Raw genomic sequence first — 21,102 nt, forward strand, 5'->3', positions numbered from 1 at the left:
CTGTGCGGTATCGACAGCAAGCCAGACGCGATGATCTGAGTGTTGCGTTATCACAAACAAACCCCCTGTTCCTGTGAGTATCAAGTGCTACAGTAATGGTATTTAGATGTCACGATCGATCGAGCGATGAAAGTAGAACGAGTAACTACCTTATTAAATGTGGATGATTACGAATTAATGCAGAGCCGTCTTGCTCTCTTAGAAGGGATCGCGCGTGGCGAGCGCGCCATTACCGAAGAGAAGCTTTTTAGTCATCATGATGCCAAGGAACAAATGTCCCAATGGCTCAACGGCTGACTGCGCGTCAGGCAACGCGCAGTGCTTGTCTCTATGCTTACTATTTCGTCACAAAGGCTTTTAACCCTTCGAGCGTCTCGGCTGGGATAGGGCAGCTTTTACCGGTTTTAAAATCGCAATAGACAATCAAGGCCTCGCCCTCGGCCACACAGCGTTCTTGATTGTGACTGTAGATTTCATACTTCATCGCATAGCGCTTTTCTTGAATATCCTCGACCCAAGCGACGGTGGTGATGGTATCTGGATACACCAAAGGGGCGCGATAATCGCAGCGGGTTGAGGCGACCACGGGGCCTACATGCAGCCGTTTGGCTAGCTCGAATACTTCCAGCTTTTCAAGCATCACCACACGTACATCTTCAAAATAGCGAAAGTACACGGTGTTATTGATGTGTTGCAGGGCATCCATGTCGTTCCAGACAATCGCCTGCGTATGAGAGAGCGGGTAGTTTTCTACTGGGATATTTGCCACAAGACAATCCTCCTTAATTGTGTGTCTTGATTGCACACCAAGCACAATGACAAGACAAGCCGCGCAAAGGTAAATACGGAGCTTGGTCTAACAATTACGCAACAAAATACATGAGGCGACAAAGTGGTTATCAAGAGTGTGGCGCTAATTGGTTAATGTGGCAGCAATCAGACTCTGGTATGATACGCCCCCTTTTTTGGCCGTGCTTGGGCGCGGCATGATTTACTTTTGCTGTGGATACGACTTTGACTGATATCGCTTTTTCCTCGCTCGCGTTACCTGCTGATTTAATCGATAACTTGGCAACCTTGGGTTATACGCAGATGACGCCCATTCAGGCGCAGAGCTTACCGTCTGTGCTCAGTGGCAAAGACATTATCGCCCAAGCTAAAACTGGCTCGGGGAAAACGGCGGCATTTAGCTTAGGTGTGTTAGCCAAACTGAACGTAAAACGCTTTCGCGTGCAATCTTTGGTGCTGTGTCCAACCCGTGAGCTGGCCGAGCAAGTGGCGGTTGAGATGCGTAAGTTGGCGCGTGGTCGCCATAATGTCAAAGTGCTGACGCTGTGTGGTGGTGTATCGATTGGCCCACAAATTGGCTCATTGGAGCATGGTGCACACATTATTGTCGGCACTCCGGGGCGCGTGGATGACCATTTACGTAAGGGCACCTTGCGTCTCGATGACGTTGAGACGTTGGTGTTGGATGAAGCCGACCAGATGCTGGATATGGGCTTCCAAGATACCTTGGATGCTATCATTGCGCGTGTTCCTGCTCATCGCCAAACCTTGTTATTCAGCGCTACCTTCCCGCGCTCGATCAATGCGATTGCCCAGCGAGTGTTGAGCCACCCTGTCTCCGTTAAAGTGGATGAGGTGCAAACGCAAAGTACAATCTCGCAACACGTTTATAAAGTTGATGACAACAAGCAGCGTTATCAAGCGTTAAAGCTACTGTTATTACACTTTCAGCCGCAAAGTTGTGTGGTGTTTTGTACAACCAAAGCTCAAACCCAACAAGTTTGCGATAACCTAGAAGATGATGGTTTTAGCGCCGTTGCCTTGCATGGCGATATTGAACAGCGTGGCCGTGAGCGCACCTTGGTAAAATTTGCCAACAAAAGTGCGTCTGTGCTGGTGGCCACTGATGTGGCTGCGCGCGGCTTAGACATTGATGACATGGATATGGTGATCAACTATCAACTCGCCCACGATCCGCAAACTCATGTACACCGCGTCGGCCGTACCGGTCGCGCTGGCAAAAAAGGGGTGGCGTGTTCGCTATATAACGATGCCGAGCACTATAAGCTGGCGATGATTGGCGATCAGTATGACCGCGATTTTCTCCCTGAAGCCCTGCCGTCGCAAGATTTGCTCGGCACCGTGCCCTATCAGCCTGAGATGGCAACCTTGATGATTGACTCAGGTAAAAAACAAAAAGTACGCGCGGGTGATATTTTGGGCGCGCTGACGGGCCAAGCGGGCATTGACGGTAAGCAGGTGGGTAAAATCAATGTACTCGACAATGTGGCGTTTATTGCTGTGTCCCAATCCTGCGTTAAAGCCGCGTTGCGTAAGCTCAATGATGGAAAAGTTAAAGGACGCACTATCCGCGCCCGCCGGATTTAGTTTGTAAGAACGCATCAAAGACATAACCAAGGAATAAGCATGACGAACAAGGATGTTGTTCTCGCGTTTTGGGAAGCCATGCAACGAAATGACTTCTCAAAAGCGAGTGAGTATTTCAGTGATGACTATCAATGCTTCTGGCCTCAGTCAGGAGAATTGATCGTTGGGCGCGATGACTTTGTCGCACTAAACACGGCCTATCCTGCAAATGGTCTATGGCAATTCTCTGTTTACTCTTGCGTCGCTGAAGGCGATAGGGTGGTGACAGATGTTGGAGTGACTGATGGTGTCGTGAACGATCGAGTCATCACTTTTCATACACTGAAGGCTGGTCGTATCGCGTATCAACAAGAGTTTTGGCCTGACGACATGCCAGCACCTGAATGGCGATCCAATTGGGGGAGGCGTGTTGGCAATGGTCTGAATCTTTCTAAGCACGGATCGCAATCGCGATAAGAAGGGCATCACTTGCGGAGTCCCTACGTTAATCTACTCTATTTCAATCGCTTAATGATAAGCGCTGCATCATACCCCATTGGTATTGTGCGTGTTGGCATGGAGTCATAGATGAAAAAATATTTTGAGAACTTAGCCAAAGCTTTGCTCGGCCAGCCATTTGGTAGCCTTAGTTCGGGAGAACAGAAAGTCATTGAAAGCATTGCCAATAACACGGCAGTGTCTGAGAACGTCAACAAGTCCTTCCACGAAAGTCTGACCACTGGGCAAATGGTGGCGGACAAAATTGCCTCATTTGGTGGCTCTTGGTCATTTATCGGGCTTTTCTTCGCATTCATCATTGGCTGGATTGTCGTGAATACGGTTTGGTTAGTGGGAGACGCGTCATTCGATCCCTATCCCTTTATTTTGCTGAACCTTGGGTTATCCAGTCTGGCGGCTTTCCAAGCGCCGATCATCATGATGTCGCAAAACCGCCAAGCGGCAAAAGATAGGATGGAGCAAAAAGCCACCTACGAAATCAATCTAAAACTCGAGCTTGAACTAATGCGCCTGCACGACAAGTTTGATGCCCTGCAGGCCGATGTCCGTCGAGGCGAGCCAGAATAATTCACTCGCCTTTTCGTGAAACCCAGTTAGAGACGATGGCGTGTTACCCCAACAAGGTCTGCAAATCATGGGTCGCTTGGTCGAGATCCCCAATGTGCTCGCGTACCCAATCAGGGTTGTAATAGGTGTCTAGGTAGCGCTCGCCGCTGTCACACAGCAAGGTGACAATAGAGCCTTTCTCGCCGTTGGCGCGCATTTCATTGGCCAGCATCAAAACGCCGTACAGGTTGGTACCGGTGGACGCGCCGGCTTTGCGGCCAAGCTGGCTTTCTAGCCAATGAATGGTGGCGATACTGTGGGTATCCGGCACTGTGGTCATTCTATCAATCACGCCGGGAATAAAGCTGGGCTCGACACGTGGTCGTCCAATCCCTTCAATGCGGCTGCTTTTATCGGTGGTCAGTGCACTGTCGCCGGTGAGGTAATAATCGTGAAACACCGAGTGCTCAGCATCGGCCACCATCAGCTGAGTCGGTTGGCAACGATAACGAATGTAGCGGCCAATGGTTGCTGAGGTGCCACCGGTGCCAGGACTCATCACAATCCAGCGAGGGATAGGGAAGCGCTCGTACTGCATTTGATCAAAAATGCGGTTGGCAATGTTGTTATTGCTACGCCAGTCGGTCGCTCGCTCGGCATAGGTAAATTGGTCCATGTAATGGCCATTGAGCTCTTTAGCAAGGCGGCGAGACTCGGCATAGATCTGATCTGACCGCTCGACAAAGTGCGCTTCACCGCCATAAAAACGGATTTGCTCAATCTTCTTACACGCGGTGTTTTTGGGCACCACGGCAATAAAACGTAAGCCAAGCAGACGGGCAAAATACGCTTCAGAAATGGCAGTACTGCCTGATGAGCTTTCAATGATGGTGGTGTGCTCATCAATCCAACCATTACACAAGCCGTACAAAAATAAAGAACGCGCCAAGCGGTGCTTCAAGCTACCGGTCGGGTGGGTGCTCTCGTCTTTTAAATAGATATCAATGTCCGTAAAGCTAGGGAGATCGAGTTTAATTAAATGAGTATCTGCAGAGCGTTTAAAGTCGGCTTCAATCAGGCGAATCGCGTTACCGACCCAAGTATGGCAAGGATGTGAGGTTGTCATCATGCGTCTCCGAATACGTAATTAGCACCAGTTTACGTAAAGAGTGGGATAAAAACCTTGCTATTTTTGCTCTATAATGACGCCAAAAGAGAAAAATGAACTCCTACATAACAATTAATGGAAATAAATTTTCATGACTGTCACTTTAGATGAGATAGATCGCACGTTACTCGCGGCGCTGCAGGAAGATGCCAACTGGTCTGTGTCCGCGCTGGCAGAACGGGTGAATTTAACCACGACCCCCTGTTGGAAGCGGCTGAAACGGCTGGAATCACAAGGGGTGATCCGCGGGCGGGTGGCATTGCTTGACCCCGAAACCGTTGGCCTCGCATTTACCGCCTTCGTCCATATCAAAACCAATGATCACAGTGAGCAGTGGTACAAGACTTTTACCAAGGTGGTAACCGAGTTCCCTGAGGTGATGGAATTCTACCGCATGGCAGGCGAGTATGATTACATGATGAAGGTGCAGGTAGCTGATATGACTCGATTTGATCATTTTTATAAAAAGCTGGTCAATTCTGTGCCAAGTCTGAATAATGTGACATCAACATTCGCCATGGAAGCGCTTAAGTACACCACCGCCTTACCGATCCGATAGGTCGTTCTGATGATAAAAAGGCGGGGATAAAAAGGAGACCTCATGAAGGTGTTTTGGCAGTTAGGCTGGTTTTTTAAACGTGAATGGCGTCGTTATGTCGGCGCCATGATTATTTTGGTATTTGTCTCTGTCTTCGAGCTCATTCCACCGCTGGCTGTGGGCCATGTGGTTGATGGCGTGGTCGCGGGCGAGATTTCGACTGAGCTACTGATGTGGCTACTCGCGGGTATGCTGGCCATTTGGGTGGTGGTGTATGTGCTACGCATTGTGTGGCGAGTCTGGCTATTTGGTGCCGCGGCCGAGCTGGGTACTGTGCTGCGCAACCGGCTTTATGATCATTTTACTCGCCAATCCCCGCATTTTTTCCGTCGCTACCCGAGTGGCGATATCATGGCGCGCTCTACCAATGATGTGAAAGCGGTGGTAATGACTGCCGGTGAAGGGGTTCTGACCGCGGGGGATTCCATTATCACAGGCGCGGCCGTGCTCATTGTGATGGTAAGCCAAATCAGCTGGCAGCTGACGCTTTTAGCGCTGCTACCGATGCCGGTGATGGCGGTGCTGGTCAATCGCTTTGGCCGTCGTTTGCACCATACCTTCACCGAATCACAAGCAGCATTTTCTGAGCTGTCAGAGGTGAGTCAGTCCTCACTGTCAGCAGTGCGTATGGTACGTGCATTCGGCTTAGAGCAGCATCAAATGAATCAGTTTAATCAAGTCGCCGATCGCACTGGGGAGAAAAACCTCGCGGTGGCGCGGGTTGATGCGCTGTTTTCGCCGGTGATCCAAGGCACCATTGGCGCCTCGTTTTTCCTAACCGTCTCTGGCGGCGGCTACTTGGTCGCCACTGGTGAGATTTCGCTTGGGGATCTTACCGCGTTTACCTTGTATCAAGGCTTGATGATTTGGCCGATGCTCGCGGTGGCGTGGCTATTTAATATTATTGAGCGTGGGCGCGCCGCTTGGACGCGGATTGATGCGTTGCTACAAGAGCAGCCGGACATTGTTGGCGGTGACACGCCGCTGCCTGACACCATGCAGCCGTTGACGCTGGCCATTGAGCAGTTTAAGTGGCAACCGGATGACAGTTTTGCCCTTAAAGATATCCATGTGACGCTTCCGCCTGGAGCCATGTTGGGGATTGCCGGCCCAGTCGGCAGTGGCAAATCAACCTTATTGCAATTGCTACTTCATCTGACCCAGCTTGAAAAGGGCGATATTCGCTATGGTGATGTGTCGATAGCGGAAGCTGATTTGTCGTCATGGCGACAACGTTTCGCGGTGGTGACGCAAACGCCGTTTTTGTTTTCGCGCTCGATTGCGGAAAACATCGCCCTGGGTCGTCCGGATGCGACCCAAGCGGAAATCGAGCAGGCGGCGGCACTTGCTTGCATCGATGAAGACATTCGTCAGCTGCCGCACGGGTATGAAACTGCGGTGGGTGAAAAAGGGATCACCTTATCTGGCGGTCAAAAGCAGCGTATTTCGATTGCTCGCGCCTTGTTGGTGGAAGCGGAGTGTTTGATTTTGGATGATGCCTTGTCGGCGGTTGATGGCGACACCGAGCACCGCATTTTGCAGAACCTGCAACAGCATCAGCATACTCGTACCACGATAGTGATAGCCCACCGCTTATCGGCACTCGAAAATGCCGATGAAATTGTGGTGCTCAGTCATGGGCAAATCCGAGAGCGTGGCCAGCATCGCCAATTGATTCAACAGCCAGGATGGTATCAAGAAATGCACCAATATCAGCAGCTGGAAGCGGCATTGGAAGCCGATGAGGAGCCGCGCCATGACTAAGCGAGAGATCTTATTTCGATTGCTAAGCTACATGCGCCGCGACAGGCGTCAATTTGTGATTGCCACGATTTTCTTGCTGGTGGCGGCGGTGGCGGAAGTGACGGGCCCTTATTTGGTGCAAATCTTTCTCGATAATTATGTCGCCAAAGACCATTATCCGGCGATGATCATGTGGGCACTGGCAGTCGGTTATATCGTATCGACCATTGTTTCCGCCGGCTTTCAGTATCAGTACGAGCTGCGTTTTAACACCATGGCGGTGGCCATCATTCAACGCATCCGTAAAGCGGTGTTCGCCAACGTGATTAAACAGCCTCTGTCAGCCTTTGATTATGTGCCGATGGGACGAATTGTATCGCGCTTGACCAATGACACCGAGTCGTTGAAAGAGCTGTATGTGTCGGTGCTTTCAACCTTTTTACGCAACATTGCGCTGATTGGGGTGATGCTGGTGGCGATGCTGATGCTCAGTGTGCAACTGACAATGGTGGTGCTGGTACTACTGCCTTGTGTGGTACTGGTGATGGCGCGCTATCAAAAACGCTCAGCGCCTGCGTATCGTCGAGCCCGAGATCGGCTAGCAGATATCAACGGGGTGATGAATGAATCTGTGCTCGGCATGAATTTGATCCAGCTAATGCAGCAAGAACGGGCGTTCTCCTCGCGATTCAGTGATATGACTGCGGATCACTTGGATGCCATGGTCACCATTCAGCGCCTTAACGGGATCTATCTCCGCCCTTTGATTGATTTATTGGCGGGGGCCGCCTTGCTGTCTTTGGTGGCTATCTTCGGTTTTAGCGGCACAGCAGTGATTGGTGTTGGGGTGCTGTACGCCTTTTTAAGCTATTTGGGGCGGATCACCGAGCCATTAATTGAAATGATGCAGCAACTGTCACTGCTTCAGCAGGCTATCTCGGCCGGTGAGCGGCTTTTCGAAATGATGGATACGCCGCCTGAGCAATATGGTCATGACACCACGCCGATCCCTGATGGTGCCATTGCACTGCAGAATGTATCGTTTTCCTATGATGGTGAAACACCGGTATTGTCCGACGTGAATGTAGACGTCCCTGCCGGCGGTTTTCTAGCGTTGGTCGGTCATACGGGCAGCGGTAAATCAACCTTGGCGTCGCTACTGATGGGATTTTATCGCGCAGGCGAGGGGACGCTGACGCTGGGTGGATTACCAATTGAAAGCTTGAGTCATCAAAGCTTGCGTGAAGGCGTTGCCATGGTGCAACAAGATCCGCACATGTTGACGGGGAGCTTGCGAGAAAACATCGCGCTGGGACAGACACTGGACGATGAAAAAATTTGGCATGCCCTCGAGCAAGTGGCGTTGGCAGATTACGTGAAAGGATTGCCAGCGGGGCTGGATACCTTACTTGGCGAGGGCGGAATGACCTTTTCTGCCGGTCAGCGCCAGTTGTTGGCTCTGGCGCGCGTGTTAGTGCGTCAGCCTAAAATTCTGATCCTTGATGAAGCCACCGCCAATATCGACTCTGGCACCGAAGAGCTTGTACAACAGGCGCTGAACAGGTTACGTCAACAGATGACAGTGGTGGTGATTGCGCACCGCTTATCGACCATTGCCGAGGCCGATAACATCCTCGTCTTGCATCGTGGCCGCGTGATTGAGCAAGGGCGTCATCAAAGCCTGCTGCGTCAGCAAGGCCGCTACTGGCAGATGTATCAACTTCAGCAAGCTAGCGCGCATTTAGCCGCATTAGAGGAAGAGGCGCAGGTGTAGCGGTTCAGTCATGGGTGAAACAGATAAAAAGGGGCGCAATGCCCCTTTTTTGTGCTGCTCAGACTCGCTCACGCTTGAGACGCTGATGGTTAGGAGAGCTTACGCATCAAGCCTTCTTGGGTGGCTGAGGCGATAAGATCGCCTTGCTGATTGAAAAGTTCGCCGCGTACAAAGCCACGCGCGCCACTGGCGGAGGGGCTTTCAATCGCAAACAACAGCCACTCATCCATTCTAAACGGGCGGTGGAACCACATGGAGTGATCAATGGTGGCCACTTTCATGCCCGGCGTAAGCAGCGTCACTGCATGAGGCTGCAACGCCGTGACCAAAAAGCCCCAATCGGCGGCATAGCCGAGTAAATACTGATGGACATGAAAATCGTCCCCCACTTCACCATTGGCGCGGATCCACAGATATTGCTTAGCGGGCGCGGCATGGGGGTTAAGTGGGTTGATTACCGTGGCAGGTCGCACTTCAATCGGCTTGTCGCCCCCAAAGGCTTTGACCACGTTAGGCGGTAGTTTGTGGGCAATATCATTGACAAGTGACTGCTCAGAGCGCAAGGTCTCGGGCGCTGGCACGTCGGTCGGCATGGTGTTTTGATGCTCAAAGCTTTCTTCCTCTTCTTGATAAGACGCCGTCAAATAGAAGATAGGTTTGCCGTTTTGCACCGCTTTTATCCGTCGCGTACTGAAACTTTTTCCGTCTCTGAGTATCTCAACGTCGTAGATGATCGGCTGCTCAGGATCGCCTGGGCGCAGAAAATAACTGTGGAATGAATGCAAGAAGCGATCAGGGTCGACCGAGGTTTTAGAGGCTGATAGGGCCTGCCCAATGACCTGTCCACCATACACCTGTGGCAGTCCAAGGTTTTCACTTTGACCTCGGTAAAGGCCAGTATCTAACCGCTCAAGCTGCAGTAATTGTAAGAGTTCTGTCAGTGGTTGGCTCATAAGTCCTTGATACGTGCTATGCTTCCAGTGTTATTGATCAAGCTATCATAACCTTAGCGTTTTTGCCGCATTCAAACGCGTACCAGTGAGGATTCTTTAATGAAGAAACTATCGTTTCTGTTGTTCGCCTTATTCACTGCCCTAGTGTTTACTGCCTGTTCAGGGAATAGTCAACCTAATGATTTAGCGAGTGTTTCTGGCACTTTAGTGTATCGTGAGCGACTTGCTTTACCTGAGAATGCCAGCGTCACGGTCCGTTTGGTAGAAATGAAAAAAATGGGTTCACCCGGTAAAGAGATTAGCCGACAATCATTCGTAACCGAAGGCCAGCAAGTGCCTATTCACTTTTCACTGAATTACGATCCGAGCCAAATTTCTCCAACACACACATACGTCGTCACGGCACAAATTGATGTGAACGAACGCCCGCTGTTTATCACCAATACCATCAATAAGGTGATCACGGATACGAATCATACCTTTGATCCCACCCTGACACTGGTGCGAGTCGGCAACTAATCACTACACTGAGAAGCGTGAGTGGAGCACAAGGAGTGTGCATGCGGATCTCTTCTTTGCTTTGGCCTGCGTTGCTTGTCGCCATTGCAGCGGCAGCCAGTTTGGTCTCCGGTTTTTCGTTATCCAGTTGGGCGATTTTCGTCCCGGCTGTTTTTTTCTTTTACCCCGAGACACTCACGAGTTGGTTACTTGTGTTGGCGATGGGGGCGTTTGCCTATGCCATGCCCCAGCTGCCTGCATTGCTCAGTGCAACCAGTTTACTGATGCTGCCCGCCTTGTCATTGTTGATGAACCCCTTGCGGCATCTACATGTCAAACTATTGCTGGGCTCAGTGATGATTGCGATGCTGACTGGTATTATGGCGCTGCAATCGGAGGCAAAACTCGCCGGTTCACCTTGGGTATTCACTGTCTTGCTGCTGGGATTAGTCGTGGCATGGGGCGCGCTACAGCAATGGTGCTTGTACATGCCACCTCGGCAAAGTGCATGGCTTTTGCTACCAGTGCTTGCCGTGCTGCTTGGTTGGCCGACTGCGCTTTGGTGTGTTTCTGTTGTGGCGGTGATCTGGTTATTGCAGTGGATAGGGCTGACGCCAAGGTTTGCTTCCTCGCGTCCCATCGCTTTACATGTATTACCTTGCGTTCCTTTTTTGGTGATCACGTTAGTGACACCCTCACAACTTACCATGTCGCTTTTGGTCGCGTGGGCAACGATGCTAGCGGCAATTTGGATCGGGGAATACTTGTTTTTGGAAGAGCCGGACGACTGACTGGGTGGATATTGCTCATAAGATCAACAGTTAAGCGGCGAAGCTATCAATCCTCCTTGCATTGCATCCAGCCATGCCACATAATGCCCCGCAGTTAAGCAAGCTTAACGACATATCGATGGAGGCCTCCTTGGTTCTCCCGCAACACTATCTTGTGTACTGGGTCAGGTCCGGAAGGAAGCAGCCCGCGCTTGGGACGTGTGTGCCGGGATGCAGCTGGGGAGGCCTCCGCCCTTTCTGCTCTTCGCTTTTCTCTTATTCTTCGTCGCGTACCCTTCAATCCATTTATGCGATACGCTTCATTGATAACGTTGATGTTGACACTCGGGTGACACAGCCCCTTACCGCTTAGCTATGATTTAATCATTAGTCGCAATGATAGGTCTGGGGAGAATCGATTGGGTTTTCGAGCGTTAGCCGCGTTACTGTTCGCTTTACTAAGCAGTCAAGTGGCGGCCAGTGAGCTACAAACGCAACTCAAGGGCTTTTATGATGAAGCGTGGCAGGCCGGTCATTTGGTGGTGGCTCAGCCTTCGCTCAATGCGTACTCGCAAAACCTGCTGCAAAGCCAAGCACAGTACCCCGATTTTACGCATTTTAACTGGCAAGATCTGGTTGCATTGCATCAGGTGACGCAGCGGTGTCAAGCCAATCCCCGCATTGTCGATCCCCAGTTATTGATTGCGCAGCGCTTTGAACTTGCTTTGTGCAACGGTCAGTCATTACCGCCAGCATGGTTTGTGGAAAATCCGTTATTGCACCCAGCGGGAGGCAGCTATGCGGACCGTTATCTTGCCGCCTATCCGATGACATCACCACCATCTGACATTCTCCAACGGCTGACTCTCGATAACCCACAGCACCCCCTACATCAATCATTGAGTGACCTGAGTGCGCAAGGGCGTGACGCGTTACTGAGTGGCTATCGTGCCTATCTAGATAATCACCAGCTGTGGTTGAATGGCGAATTGGGGTGGAAGGTATTGCCTCAATCTGTGTGGTCGCCGATTGCAGAACATTATCGACTCAGTTTGTCGACCGAGTCGACTGGCTGTGACTATCGCTATGGCAATATTTGCAACCAACTCCATCCGGCTTATCAAGGTGTATTTACCGCGATACTCGTGCTGGTCTGTATTGCTCTAGTCATCGGGCTTGCGCGTAGTGTGTATGATCGTTATCAACAGCGTCGTGAACGACAGTTTATACTTCAACTGCTAACGCATGAGTTACGCACGCCGATTGCCAGCTTGGGGTTAACCGTCGAAATGCTGCGTAACCAATTCGATCAACTTAGCGAAGATGCGCAAGATGTATTGTGGCGACTGTTGGCTGATCATCAAAGGTTGAGTCAATTGACTGAAACCAGTAAAGGTTATCTGAGTACGGATAAGAGTGAACAGTTTAAGACGCAAACGGCATCGCTGTCTGATTGGCTCGATCACGTATGTGACCCCTTTGATATTGACTATACCCTCGAGGACGATCGCACGCTGACGCTACCCTTCTATTGGTTATCGATTTGCTTGGAAAACTTGATTAAAAACGCGCACCAACATGGTGGGGAAACCGTATGGATTCGTGTGTGTGTGGGAAAACGTGTCCGTGTTTGTGTCTACGATGATGGTGTGTTTCCGTCATGGTGGCAGCGATTATGGCGGCGCTGTCGGGCGCCAACCTCGGAACACAATATGGGCATTGGATTGTTTTTGGTGGCGCGTTTAATGCGTCAAATGGGCGGAAAGCTATTGATAAAACGGCACCCGACTTGCTGTATTTTGGAGTTACCCCAATGAGCCACGTGTTATTGATTGAAGACGATAAATTATTGGGTGAGGGCCTACGTCAGTTTTTAGAAACGCAAGGTTTCAACTGTACTTGGTTGATGGAAAGCGCAAAGGTTGAGAAGCATTGGTATCACGCGGACTTAGTGATTTTGGATCGCCAATTGGCAGATGGCGATAGCTTGGCGCATCTCCCTACTTGGCTGGCATTGAAAGCGTTACCTGTCATCGTGTTAACCGCCAAAATTGAGGTTGAACAACGGGTTGAAGGCTTAATGGCGGGCGCTAAAGACTATGTGGTCAAGCCATTTGCACATCAAGAGCTGTTGGCCCGCATTTATGCTCAGCTTCGTCCTTTGGGAGAGAGTCAACTGCTGTATGGCAGCATCAAGGTCGAGCCCGGTTCACGCGCGGTATACTGGCAAAATGAAGCGGTCACGCTAAAACCCAAAGAGTTTGATTTATTACTGTTGCTTTTACAAAACCAAGGTCGGGTGTTCCACCGCGAGGAGCTCCTTAATAAAATCTGGGGTTATCAAGCCTTTCCGACGACTCGAACCGTGGATAATCATGTCTTGCGTTTGCGGCAAAAACTCCCGGACCTTGCCATCGAGACTCACCGTGGGGTGGGGTATAGGTTGATAGCACAATGATGTGGCATCGTCTCGGTATCGTAGCCCTGTGGGGCTTGACTAGCATCAGCGCGCAGGCTGAGCAATCTTGGTTTACAGATACGCCCATGCGCGAGGCTTATCAGGCGTTGCTGGTCGAACAGCCCACATTGGCTTGGCAAGAGTTGATGTTTGCGCTGACGCAAGCGCCCGTTGACGAGTCGCATTGGGCGACACTAAAACATGCCATTATTAATCAAACTGATTGCGGACAGCGTTTGACCGAGCCTAATGGCAAAGGGATCCCTCATGGTTTGACCATCTCTTTTGTACGTCGCGCAGGGGCGTCGAGTCTGGGCTATGAAATCAAGCTCTCGGCGGAGCAGGTGGCAAACACAACGCGGGTCACGCTTATGGATCCGAGTGGGCAAATGGTGTTAAGCGCCACACTCACGGCGCAAGCCAGCTATCAAGAGATTGAGTCGGGTCAATTGTTTACCCAAGTGGATCCGGGCGTTTACGAACTCAAGCTAGGTAATCAGCATTACAGCTTAGTGATTTACGGACTCCCGCGTCGTCCTTGGGTACAACTCACCGGGCATCCTGATATGCAACTGGCGATTGATTTGCCGACAACGCCGCAAAACTGTGCCCCTGCCACGGCGTATTGGTTATGGCTGGACGATGCCTATCGTTGGGTGGATCAAGCGCCGATTTATGCCTCTGGACGAACCGCTGAGGGGGCATTACCCGTTAAGGTTGATTTGCCGACGTCTCCGCCTGCTACTGCAAGCCATTTGAGTGCAACCGTGAGTCACTTTGAATACCAAGGCGCGATCAAGGTGAGCTATGTTGAGCGATTGGCACTCCCCCTACCCAATGCTGTCGAGCGCACTGACGCAGTGAATAGCGAATAAAGAGACAGCGAGGTGACAAATAAGGGACGAGGTTGGCATTTAATAGCGCGCTGATATCAACAGGAGACATCGCGTGAACCTACCATCTTTTTATTGTTCTTGTGTTGCGTTGAGCTTGACGCTATTCAGCTTAACTCCCTACGCAGCGCCTCTTACTTTGATCCATCAAGAGACACACGTCACCATTGACCCGAGTGATCTCATGATGCGTTGGGACAGCGTACCCATTAACGACGCCAGTTTATCCGTAGATCAGCAGCCCCAGCAGGTGGTGAATATACGTCACCCATCGCCAAATCAAGTTAACTGGCGTTGGGAGCCAGCCAATATCGAGGTGTCTGCCACCTTGGATGACGCCTTGACCTTGTCTATGTCGTTGGATGAAAACGCCCGAGTGACGCGCCAGCATCCCGTTACATTGCGTTGGTTTGATTTGCCTGTCGAGGACACTCAGACCTTATTATTGCCGTTTAGCGAAGGGATGCGGGTGCCTACCGATCATTCGCAATGGATTGACTACTTGCAAGCCAGCCGAGATGGCGCGAATACCACGCAAGATTTAAAGATGCCGTTTTGGACGGCTCAGATAGGTCGCCAATATGTTAGCTACCATCTGGTTACCGCCACCAATAATCGACTGAGTTTTGCACGCAAACACGACAAACTTGCGATGGGCGCGGTTCATACCTTTACACCATTAAATCGCCACGACCCCTTTGTGGTAAGGGTTAAACTGGGTCAGCATCCATTGGATGGGGCTAAATGGTATCGCCACTGGCGGCAAGAGCAGCATCAAGCAACCTCATTGGCCCAAAAAGTGAAGCAAAACCCTGAAACGGCCAAACTAATTGGCGCGACCCATGTGTATCTATTTGGACGAGGGCCGCTTGCTCGAGATGATGTGAAGGATTGGTGGGGGCTGAAATATTGGGCGCTTAATGCGTCATCATTGCCGTTTGATGATGAGACCAAAGCGGCACTCGGGGAGCTTTCAAGTGAGCAGGGTTGGTTTAGCCAATATCATAAAAACACCTTGGTGAATGGCATTAATCGTGCGTTGGCAGAGACCTTTCCAGTGACAGCGCCCACGGAAAAAGACAATACCATTAAAAATCAGTACCAGGCCGCGCAGCAACGTAAAAAGTGGTTAGCGGCGCGCGCAGGACAGTACCTTAAACCGGCTGACCAGTGGGGGCAGGGGCTTTCCACTGAGATGATCGACAGCTTACAAAAAGCGGGTATCCGTAAATTATGGTTAGGCTTGGACAATTGGATGCCGGCGTTTTATCAGCCGCACGTCGTCGAGAAAGCCAAGCAAGCGGGCTATTTAATTGGTCCCTATGACTCTTACAATACCGCGATCCCACGTGGGGTGAACGATAGCTGGCTGACTGCACAATTACCGGATGCGATGCGCACATCGTGTGCGATTGAACAGCGCGATGGCAACTTGAAAAAAGGGTTCCGTGGCAACGGCTTCTATCTCAACCCTGCCTGTGATGCCGATTATGTCGCGCAGCGTGTCGCCGATATTATTAAATATGGACAGTTTAATAGTTTGTTCATTGATGTGGATGCGACGGCGATGGCGCGAGAAGATTATCGCCGTGATACGCGCGAAGTCGATATGCTCGCGGCGTTCAACCAACGGATGAAATCGATCGTAAATCGTCAAGCGGTGGTGTTGGGGTCGGAAGATGGCAATAGCTTGACCACGCAGGGCATCGCTTTTGCACATGGTTTAGAAACGATTGGTTTTGGATGGCGGGATGAAGACATGAAGTCTAATCGCTCTTCGCCCTATTACCTTGGCCCTTGGTTTCCTGACAACAAGCCCGCCTTTTTCTTTCTGCCGGCGAAAGTGAAGCCGCTTTATCAAGCTCTTTTGTTTGATCCGCAATATCGTATTCCACTTTATCAAGCGGTGTTCCATGATGAGGTGATCAATAGCCACCATTGGCATAGCGATAGCCTAAAGTTTACCAATGTGCGTGCTGAGAGAGACTTAATAGCCATGCTTTATAATGTGCCCGCCATGGTGCATTTAAGTCGTGATGAAGCAACGTCGCCATCGCAACCTCGGATTCGTGCGATTAAACATTACCAACAGGGCTTTATGCCAATACATCAAGCCCTTTGGGACAAAGCCTTGGTGGACTTTCGCTGGTTGGACGAACGCGGACGCGTACAGCAGACCCAATTTAGCGATGGGTCGACGATAACCGCCAACTTTACCGACCAACCAGTCGGTATGTCAGACATCACTGTGCCCGGAAAAGGTTTGGTGGCGCAGTTGAGTGATGGAACGCAAGTGGTTTGGTCTGTGTCTCAGTAGGATTAAGGTGCGCTAACAAGATATAAGAAAGCCCGCATTGCGCGCGGGCTTTTTGCTGAATCCTACTGATTCATGATTAGTTGAGATAAGCGTTGAGCATCCACATCAGTTTTTCCTGTTCACGGATGTAATCACTCATTAGCGCAGATGTCCCTTCATCGCCTGCATCACCAGCAAGGTTCATGATGTCGCGCTGCAGGGCGATCAGAACACTGAAGCCTTCGACCAGTGCGCGGACACCAGCTTGACCATTCGCTTCAGGATCGTGCTCTTTTATTTCACTGACTTTCAAATACTCGCTGAAGCGGTGCTCAGCGGTACCACCGATGGTGAGAATACGTTCAGCGACTTCATCAATCTTGGTTTGAAGATCGGTGTAAATTTCTTCAAATTTAGTGTGCAACTCGAAAAAGTCGTTACCTTTGATGTTCCAGTGAAAACCACGCACATTGGTGTAAAGCACTTGATAATTCGCCAATAGCGTGTCCAAACGCGCGCCTAGTTCGGCGGCTTTGCTGCTGTCTAGTCCAATCAATGCTGCTTGTTTACTCATCTAATGCCTCCTTAGTGGCAAAATCAATGTGTTTGACGCCTACAGATAGCAAACGCCAAGCACTGGAAACGGTGTCGCTTCAAATGATGAAAATAGGATAACTACCCGATATCAAAAAAGAAAATGGGTTAAACCTATATAGCTGATAGGGCGTGCCTATGATGTGATCGACGTAGCGTCATGGACCATAAAGTGATCAGGCAGGGTGTCGAGTCCGGCAATGAGTGCATCCAAACACCGTTGGTCGATTGCCGTATCTACCTCTTCGCGCATGATACTCAGCGCCTTATCCACGGGAATAGGACCACGATACGGCCGCTCTGCAGTAATGGCATCGAATATATCTGCGGTAGTAATGATGCGTGTTAGAAGCGATATATGCTCGCCCTGTATTCCATCGGGATAACCGGTACCATCGAGCTTCTCATGGTGCGCGCTCGCGAATTGGGCGAGATCGTGGAATTGCTGGATCTTCGAGAGAATCGTTTTACTCAAGGCGGCATGTTGCTTGACCTGTTCCCACTCGTCGTCGTCAAGTTTACCGGGTTTATCAAGAATATCGTTGCTAACACCCAGTTTACCGATGTCATGGAGCAACGCGCCGCGTTTTAGCCACTTTTTATCCTGCTCGCTCACGCCAAGCGCGTCTGCGATTAAACTTGCATACACAGCGACACGTTCACTATGTCCGGACGTAAACGGGCTTTTGGCATCGACAACACGGCCAAAGGCAGCGGCTATCGCATCGAGATAGTCGTCATCCACCCAAATCGTTGCGGTAGCGGGTGCCATCGATAGGACTTGTTCTTTTAGTTGGGGGGCATCAAGATGCTGCCAAAAGTGGGGGGCGCTCGCGCATTCAATAAATGTATCTACCAGGTGAGGATCAAGCCAGGTGCCACGCCGCGCTTTGATTTCTTGTAGTGCCGCTTCAATGCCGGATTCGGTGCGAAAAACATCAATAACTTGGGTCATCAAAGCGATACGTGCATAAAGAGGGATCGCGTCACCGCTTAAACTGTCAGGGCGTCCACCTCCATCATAGTGCTCGTCTAGGGCGTAGACGGCGTTGGCAACTGCCTCGCTAAACCTTAGTTCACGCACAATTTCTGCACCACGCGTACAACGGGTTTCAATCAGCTCTTGGGCATACATATCACCGTTTCGTATGATATCTAACGTCGTGGAAAGTTTTTCCATGAAGCCCCGTTTAACACCGGTATTTTTGAGCACGAAATTGAGCACGCTAGATAAACTGCCATCGACAATTTTATAGCGTTGCTTAAAGGATAAATCGTTAGTGAGATAAAGTTCGCAGATCCGTGCGGCATTGCTACTGCACCCCGCATCTTTTAATAGCAAGGTATAGAAAAGATCGTGACGCTGCTGGGGCGAAAAATCGAGCGCATCGGCCAGCTTCATGCCCATCCAAGCACAACGCATACAGTGCTCGGGGGGCTGGCCTTCGGTCATGTCGAGCGCAGTACTCAGCGCAACGATGAGTTCCGATAGACGTAACTCAGACGATGGTTGGCAAGGTATATCTGGCACGCTCATCTGATCTGATTGCTGATGCATAATCCAATGGCTCGGTGTTAGGTTATTAGTTAACTATACGCCAGTTGACGATGTATCGTTCATTCAGTGAGTCAGGCCTCGAACCGTATCTGAGACTTCTTGCGCGCCGGCATGGATATCTTTCATCACTTCATCGACCGCTGTCACCTTCTCTTGCCCGAGCGAGGACTGTTCACTCACTCTCTCCATCGCCTCACTGACTCCCTTAATCAGTTGCAGGTTTTCATCAACCACATCCGCGATTTCAGTGGTCGATTTACTGGTTCGCTGTGATAAACCGCGTACTTCATCTGCAACGACCGCAAAGCCGCGTCCTTGTTCGCCGGCGCGAGCAGCCTCAATAGCGGCATTCAATGCGAGCAAGTTGGTTTGCTCGGCAATCTGTTTGATGGTGGTGACGATATTTTCAATACTCTGTGCATGCTGGTTCAGTTGGTTGACCTGATTAGAGGCTTCTATCGCTTGTTCAGAAACGTTTTGCGACAGCTGTACCGCTTCTTGCAACAGTACGCTGCCGCTTTCACTGTCTTTTAGCGTTTGCTCAGACGACGCTTGCGCCAGTTCGGCCGCATGATTCACAGCCTGATTTTTCTTGACGGTATCCGTGATGTTGGTGGCAAACTTAATCACTTTCACCACCTGTCCATTGGCATCGAACACAGGGTTATACGTGGCTTCTAGCCATACCTCATTACCGTACTTGTCGCGGCGCAGATATTGTCCTGCGGTGAACTGACCGTCAGCCAGTGATTGCCAAAAGTGGGGATTCTCATCGTAGAATTCCTGGTCGCAAAAGATACGGTGATGCTGGCCAGCAATATCACTGTCTTTATAGTGGACCGTACTGAGAAAGTTTTTATTGGCGCGAATAATAGTACCGTCCGGCTCAAATTCTATTACTGCCAATGAGCGATCAATGGCTTCCAATATGGCGTCTTTACGTTTTGATTGCTGGTGCCGCTCGGTAACATCAGCAGCAAGTTTACGCACCTTGGTGACTTTCCCATTTTCATCTTTGATAGGGACATAGGTCGCTTCCATCCAGATTTCATGTCCCTCTTTGTGGCGGCGCCTAAATATGCCTTGCTGGGGTTTCCCTTGCGCCAGTGCTTGCCAGAACTGGCGATATTCTGACGAATTTGCCGTGTCCTCAAAACAGACTGCGCGGTGATGCTGACCGATTACCTCGTCTCGCTGGTAACCGATAATGGCAAGTAAATGATCATTCACATCGATGACCGTCCCGTCGGGCGTAAATAAAATTGAGGCGATGTGTTGTTGGAGAGCGCTGAGCTCTGCTTCAAGCTCTGCTTTTTCTTTCTGGCAAGCGTCTAACGCGCGTTGAGTCTTTTTGAACATAACTACTTACTTCCCGTTGTCCAAACCCGCGAAGTCATTATCTTTTTATAGACTTCACATATGCTCGTAAAAGTGTAGATGTCAGGGGCAGGCTAAACGTAGTTTTTCCAGAAAATTATTCATCGCTCATAATGATAGCTACCTTATTTGTTGGCGATTCAAACAACTACCGTTGTTTATAAATCTATCAAATATGTATCTGAGTGTGTCATCGCTCTTTCGCTGTGCGGCGAAAGCGCTTAACCTATGCGGTCTTAGTCGATTCATCTGCCCGCAAATGTAACGTATTCATAACCCTTCTTCATTCCTTGTTACAAATCGACTTTTTTATTTTCAATAATTTCTGAAAATTCGAAATATTCATTGATCCTCAGCAAAGAAACTCCGTATCATTCCCCAGAAGCACTGTGAGGGAGATCAAGATGGAGCTGTCGCAAGAGCTAAGAAATGTGGTGATGCATTTCGGCGAAATGGGAAGTCGGTGGGGATTTAACCGCTCGGTCGGCGAAATGCTGGCACTGATTGTGTTGAGTGAAAAACCGTTAAGTGCCGATGATATTGTGTCGGCGCTCAACATATCTCGTGGCAATGTCAGCATGGCAACCAAGGAATTGCATGGCTGGAACTTGATTCGCTCACAGCGTACCCCCGGAGACAGAAAGGACTACTTTGTGCCTAACGGCACCATCTGGGAGTTGGCGCAGCAGGTACTCGCTGAGAGGAAGAAGCGAGAGGTGGATCCCACCTTATCTATGCTGCGTGCACACTTTATGCGAAGTGAAGATGACGCTGAGAGTCATTCGGTTAAGCAGTTACATGAGATCCACGATCTTCTCGAGCTGTTTAACCATTGGTTTGACGATGTTCAGCAAATGAAACCTGAGCATTTGAAGAACCTGATGAAACTGGGCAGCAGTGTCGGCAAGCTTCTCGAGCTGTCTGGCAAGTTGTTTCACAGTAAGTCCAACGAACAATCGGGCAGTTAAACTCCTGAGGGTA

Annotated in this window: 19 protein-coding genes, 1 other RNA gene and 2 pseudogenes; 15 read left to right on the forward strand and 7 right to left on the reverse strand. The window is 50.3% G+C overall.

The features are described 5' to 3' along the window. Nucleotides 1-150 precede the first annotated feature (150 nt). Nucleotides 151-297 (forward strand): annotated as a pseudogene (locus tag BGK46_RS17605) (type II toxin-antitoxin system Phd/YefM family antitoxin); the annotation flags it as partial. A 40-nt stretch (nucleotides 298-337) separates the two neighbouring features. Here the strand turns inward: BGK46_RS17605 and BGK46_RS07085 are convergent. Then, nucleotides 338-769: an acyl-CoA thioesterase gene (locus BGK46_RS07085; RefSeq protein WP_254659668.1), complete on the reverse strand. Its 432-nt coding sequence runs from the start codon at nucleotides 767-769 to the stop codon at nucleotides 338-340. 245 nt (nucleotides 770-1,014) lie between these two features. Here BGK46_RS07085 and dbpA point away from each other — a divergent pair, with 245 nt between their 5' ends. The 3 genes from dbpA (at nucleotide 1,015) to BGK46_RS07100 (ending at nucleotide 3,462) form a co-directional block, all read left to right on the forward strand. Next, nucleotides 1,015-2,397: an ATP-dependent RNA helicase DbpA gene (dbpA, locus tag BGK46_RS07090; protein ID WP_069588041.1), complete on the forward strand. Its 1,383-nt coding sequence runs from the start codon at nucleotides 1,015-1,017 to the stop codon at nucleotides 2,395-2,397. Nucleotides 2,398-2,436: 39 nt separating this feature from the next. Further along, a complete protein-coding gene (locus BGK46_RS07095; RefSeq protein ID WP_069588005.1) occupies nucleotides 2,437-2,853 on the forward strand; it encodes a nuclear transport factor 2 family protein in 417 nt (138 codons plus the stop codon). Between the two features lie 111 nt (nucleotides 2,854-2,964). Then, nucleotides 2,965-3,462 carry a DUF1003 domain-containing protein gene (locus BGK46_RS07100; protein WP_069588006.1) on the forward strand — a complete coding sequence of 166 codons (498 nt, stop codon included), beginning with the start codon at nucleotides 2,965-2,967 and terminating at the stop codon, nucleotides 3,460-3,462. 43 nt (nucleotides 3,463-3,505) lie between these two features. On the opposite strand, the gene BGK46_RS07105 is transcribed toward BGK46_RS07100, so the two are convergent. Further along, a complete protein-coding gene (locus tag BGK46_RS07105) occupies nucleotides 3,506-4,567 on the reverse strand; it encodes a PLP-dependent cysteine synthase family protein (protein WP_069588008.1) in 1,062 nt (353 codons plus the stop codon). 133 nt (nucleotides 4,568-4,700) lie between these two features. On the opposite strand from BGK46_RS07105, the gene BGK46_RS07110 reads away from it, so the two are divergent. Genes BGK46_RS07110 through BGK46_RS07120 form a run of 3 tightly spaced genes read left to right on the forward strand, consistent with a single transcriptional unit; the run spans nucleotide 4,701 to nucleotide 8,724 of the window. Then, on the forward strand, nucleotides 4,701-5,168 hold the full coding sequence (locus BGK46_RS07110) for an Lrp/AsnC family transcriptional regulator (RefSeq protein WP_069588009.1): 468 nt from the start codon (nucleotides 4,701-4,703) through the stop codon (nucleotides 5,166-5,168). Between the two features lie 42 nt (nucleotides 5,169-5,210). Next, nucleotides 5,211-6,971: an ABC transporter transmembrane domain-containing protein gene (locus tag BGK46_RS07115; protein ID WP_069588010.1), complete on the forward strand. Its 1,761-nt coding sequence runs from the start codon at nucleotides 5,211-5,213 to the stop codon at nucleotides 6,969-6,971. Next, nucleotides 6,964-8,724, forward strand: a complete 1,761-nt coding sequence (locus BGK46_RS07120) for an ABC transporter transmembrane domain-containing protein (protein ID WP_069588012.1) — start codon at nucleotides 6,964-6,966, stop codon at nucleotides 8,722-8,724. The genes BGK46_RS07115 and BGK46_RS07120 overlap by 8 nt, the downstream gene beginning before the upstream one ends. Nucleotides 8,725-8,813: 89 nt before the next feature. Here the strand turns inward: BGK46_RS07120 and tesB are convergent, their stop codons facing one another. Next, nucleotides 8,814-9,677 (reverse strand): acyl-CoA thioesterase II, encoded by an 864-nt coding sequence (gene tesB, locus BGK46_RS07125; protein ID WP_069588013.1) that lies wholly within the window; start codon nucleotides 9,675-9,677, stop codon nucleotides 8,814-8,816. A gap of 99 nt (nucleotides 9,678-9,776) precedes the next feature. On the opposite strand from tesB, the gene BGK46_RS07130 reads away from it, so the two are divergent. The 7 genes from BGK46_RS07130 (at nucleotide 9,777) to BGK46_RS07160 (ending at nucleotide 16,613) form a co-directional block, all read left to right on the forward strand. After that, complete coding sequence (locus BGK46_RS07130; RefSeq protein ID WP_069588014.1) at nucleotides 9,777-10,196, forward strand: YbaY family lipoprotein; 420 nt, start codon at nucleotides 9,777-9,779, stop codon at nucleotides 10,194-10,196. A 41-nt stretch (nucleotides 10,197-10,237) separates the two neighbouring features. Further along, nucleotides 10,238-10,966 carry a hypothetical protein gene (locus BGK46_RS07135; RefSeq protein WP_069588015.1) on the forward strand — a complete coding sequence of 243 codons (729 nt, stop codon included), beginning with the start codon at nucleotides 10,238-10,240 and terminating at the stop codon, nucleotides 10,964-10,966. Nucleotides 10,967-11,094: 128 nt separating this feature from the next. Then, nucleotides 11,095-11,191: signal recognition particle sRNA small type (gene ffs / locus BGK46_RS07140), an RNA gene on the forward strand. A gap of 173 nt (nucleotides 11,192-11,364) precedes the next feature. Then, nucleotides 11,365-12,762, forward strand: a complete 1,398-nt coding sequence (locus BGK46_RS07145; protein WP_069588017.1) for a DUF3404 domain-containing protein — start codon at nucleotides 11,365-11,367, stop codon at nucleotides 12,760-12,762. Further along, entirely contained in the window at nucleotides 12,759-13,403 is a 645-nt protein-coding gene (locus BGK46_RS07150; RefSeq protein WP_069588018.1) for a response regulator transcription factor, read from the forward strand. Before BGK46_RS07145 ends, BGK46_RS07150 begins: the two co-directional genes overlap by 4 nt. Beyond that, the gene (locus tag BGK46_RS07155) at nucleotides 13,400-14,278 is read left to right on the forward strand and encodes a DUF2861 family protein (RefSeq protein ID WP_084781316.1); all 879 of its coding nucleotides are present in this window, start codon (nucleotides 13,400-13,402) and stop codon (nucleotides 14,276-14,278) included. Before BGK46_RS07150 ends, BGK46_RS07155 begins: the two co-directional genes overlap by 4 nt. Before the next feature lie 73 nt (nucleotides 14,279-14,351). After that, the gene (locus BGK46_RS07160; RefSeq protein WP_254659669.1) at nucleotides 14,352-16,613 is read left to right on the forward strand and encodes a glycoside hydrolase; all 2,262 of its coding nucleotides are present in this window, start codon (nucleotides 14,352-14,354) and stop codon (nucleotides 16,611-16,613) included. A gap of 76 nt (nucleotides 16,614-16,689) precedes the next feature. Here the strand turns inward: BGK46_RS07160 and BGK46_RS07165 are convergent, their stop codons facing one another. The 4 genes and pseudogenes from BGK46_RS07165 to BGK46_RS18020 form a co-directional block, all read right to left on the reverse strand. Continuing rightward, nucleotides 16,690-17,166 (reverse strand): Dps family protein, encoded by a 477-nt coding sequence (locus BGK46_RS07165; RefSeq protein ID WP_069588020.1) that lies wholly within the window; start codon nucleotides 17,164-17,166, stop codon nucleotides 16,690-16,692. Nucleotides 17,167-17,322: 156 nt separating this feature from the next. Continuing rightward, nucleotides 17,323-18,723, reverse strand: coding sequence for an HD-GYP domain-containing protein (locus BGK46_RS07170; protein ID WP_069588044.1), 1,401 nt, complete (start codon nucleotides 18,721-18,723; stop codon nucleotides 17,323-17,325). A gap of 84 nt (nucleotides 18,724-18,807) precedes the next feature. Then, nucleotides 18,808-19,323, reverse strand: a complete 516-nt coding sequence (locus tag BGK46_RS18015) for a methyl-accepting chemotaxis protein (RefSeq protein WP_256369727.1) — start codon at nucleotides 19,321-19,323, stop codon at nucleotides 18,808-18,810. A 12-nt stretch (nucleotides 19,324-19,335) separates the two neighbouring features. Then, nucleotides 19,336-20,103 (reverse strand): annotated as a pseudogene (locus tag BGK46_RS18020) (PAS domain-containing protein); the annotation flags it as partial. Between the two features lie 422 nt (nucleotides 20,104-20,525). Between BGK46_RS18020 and BGK46_RS07180 the strand changes: the two are divergent. Further along, the gene (locus BGK46_RS07180; RefSeq protein WP_069588024.1) at nucleotides 20,526-21,089 is read left to right on the forward strand and encodes a GbsR/MarR family transcriptional regulator; all 564 of its coding nucleotides are present in this window, start codon (nucleotides 20,526-20,528) and stop codon (nucleotides 21,087-21,089) included. Nucleotides 21,090-21,102 lie beyond the last annotated feature (13 nt).

Origin of the sequence: Salinivibrio sp. SS2 (assembly GCF_001722075.1) — a bacterium.
GTDB classification, from domain to species: Bacteria; Pseudomonadota; Gammaproteobacteria; order Enterobacterales; family Vibrionaceae; genus Salinivibrio; species Salinivibrio proteolyticus.

What these genes read in the sequence shown, in the direction of transcription:
- BGK46_RS07095 (WP_069588005.1), top strand. Translation starts at nt 2,437, where the DNA reads ATGACGAACAAGGATGTTGTTCTCGCGTTTTGGGAAGCCATGCAACGA.
- BGK46_RS07100 (WP_069588006.1), top strand. Translation starts at nt 2,965, where the DNA reads ATGAAAAAATATTTTGAGAACTTAGCCAAAGCTTTGCTCGGCCAGCCA.
- BGK46_RS07105 (WP_069588008.1), bottom strand. Translation starts at nt 4,567, where the DNA reads ATGACAACCTCACATCCTTGCCATACTTGGGTCGGTAACGCGATTCGC.
- BGK46_RS07110 (WP_069588009.1), top strand. Translation starts at nt 4,701, where the DNA reads ATGACTGTCACTTTAGATGAGATAGATCGCACGTTACTCGCGGCGCTG.
- BGK46_RS07115 (WP_069588010.1), top strand. Translation starts at nt 5,211, where the DNA reads ATGAAGGTGTTTTGGCAGTTAGGCTGGTTTTTTAAACGTGAATGGCGT.
- BGK46_RS07120 (WP_069588012.1), top strand. Translation starts at nt 6,964, where the DNA reads ATGACTAAGCGAGAGATCTTATTTCGATTGCTAAGCTACATGCGCCGC.
- tesB (WP_069588013.1), bottom strand. Translation starts at nt 9,677, where the DNA reads ATGAGCCAACCACTGACAGAACTCTTACAATTACTGCAGCTTGAGCGG.
- BGK46_RS07130 (WP_069588014.1), top strand. Translation starts at nt 9,777, where the DNA reads ATGAAGAAACTATCGTTTCTGTTGTTCGCCTTATTCACTGCCCTAGTG.
- BGK46_RS07135 (WP_069588015.1), top strand. Translation starts at nt 10,238, where the DNA reads ATGCGGATCTCTTCTTTGCTTTGGCCTGCGTTGCTTGTCGCCATTGCA.
- BGK46_RS07150 (WP_069588018.1), top strand. Translation starts at nt 12,759, where the DNA reads ATGAGCCACGTGTTATTGATTGAAGACGATAAATTATTGGGTGAGGGC.
- BGK46_RS07155 (WP_084781316.1), top strand. Translation starts at nt 13,400, where the DNA reads ATGATGTGGCATCGTCTCGGTATCGTAGCCCTGTGGGGCTTGACTAGC.
- BGK46_RS07165 (WP_069588020.1), bottom strand. Translation starts at nt 17,166, where the DNA reads ATGAGTAAACAAGCAGCATTGATTGGACTAGACAGCAGCAAAGCCGCC.
- BGK46_RS07170 (WP_069588044.1), bottom strand. Translation starts at nt 18,723, where the DNA reads ATGAGCGTGCCAGATATACCTTGCCAACCATCGTCTGAGTTACGTCTA.
- BGK46_RS07180 (WP_069588024.1), top strand. Translation starts at nt 20,526, where the DNA reads ATGGAGCTGTCGCAAGAGCTAAGAAATGTGGTGATGCATTTCGGCGAA.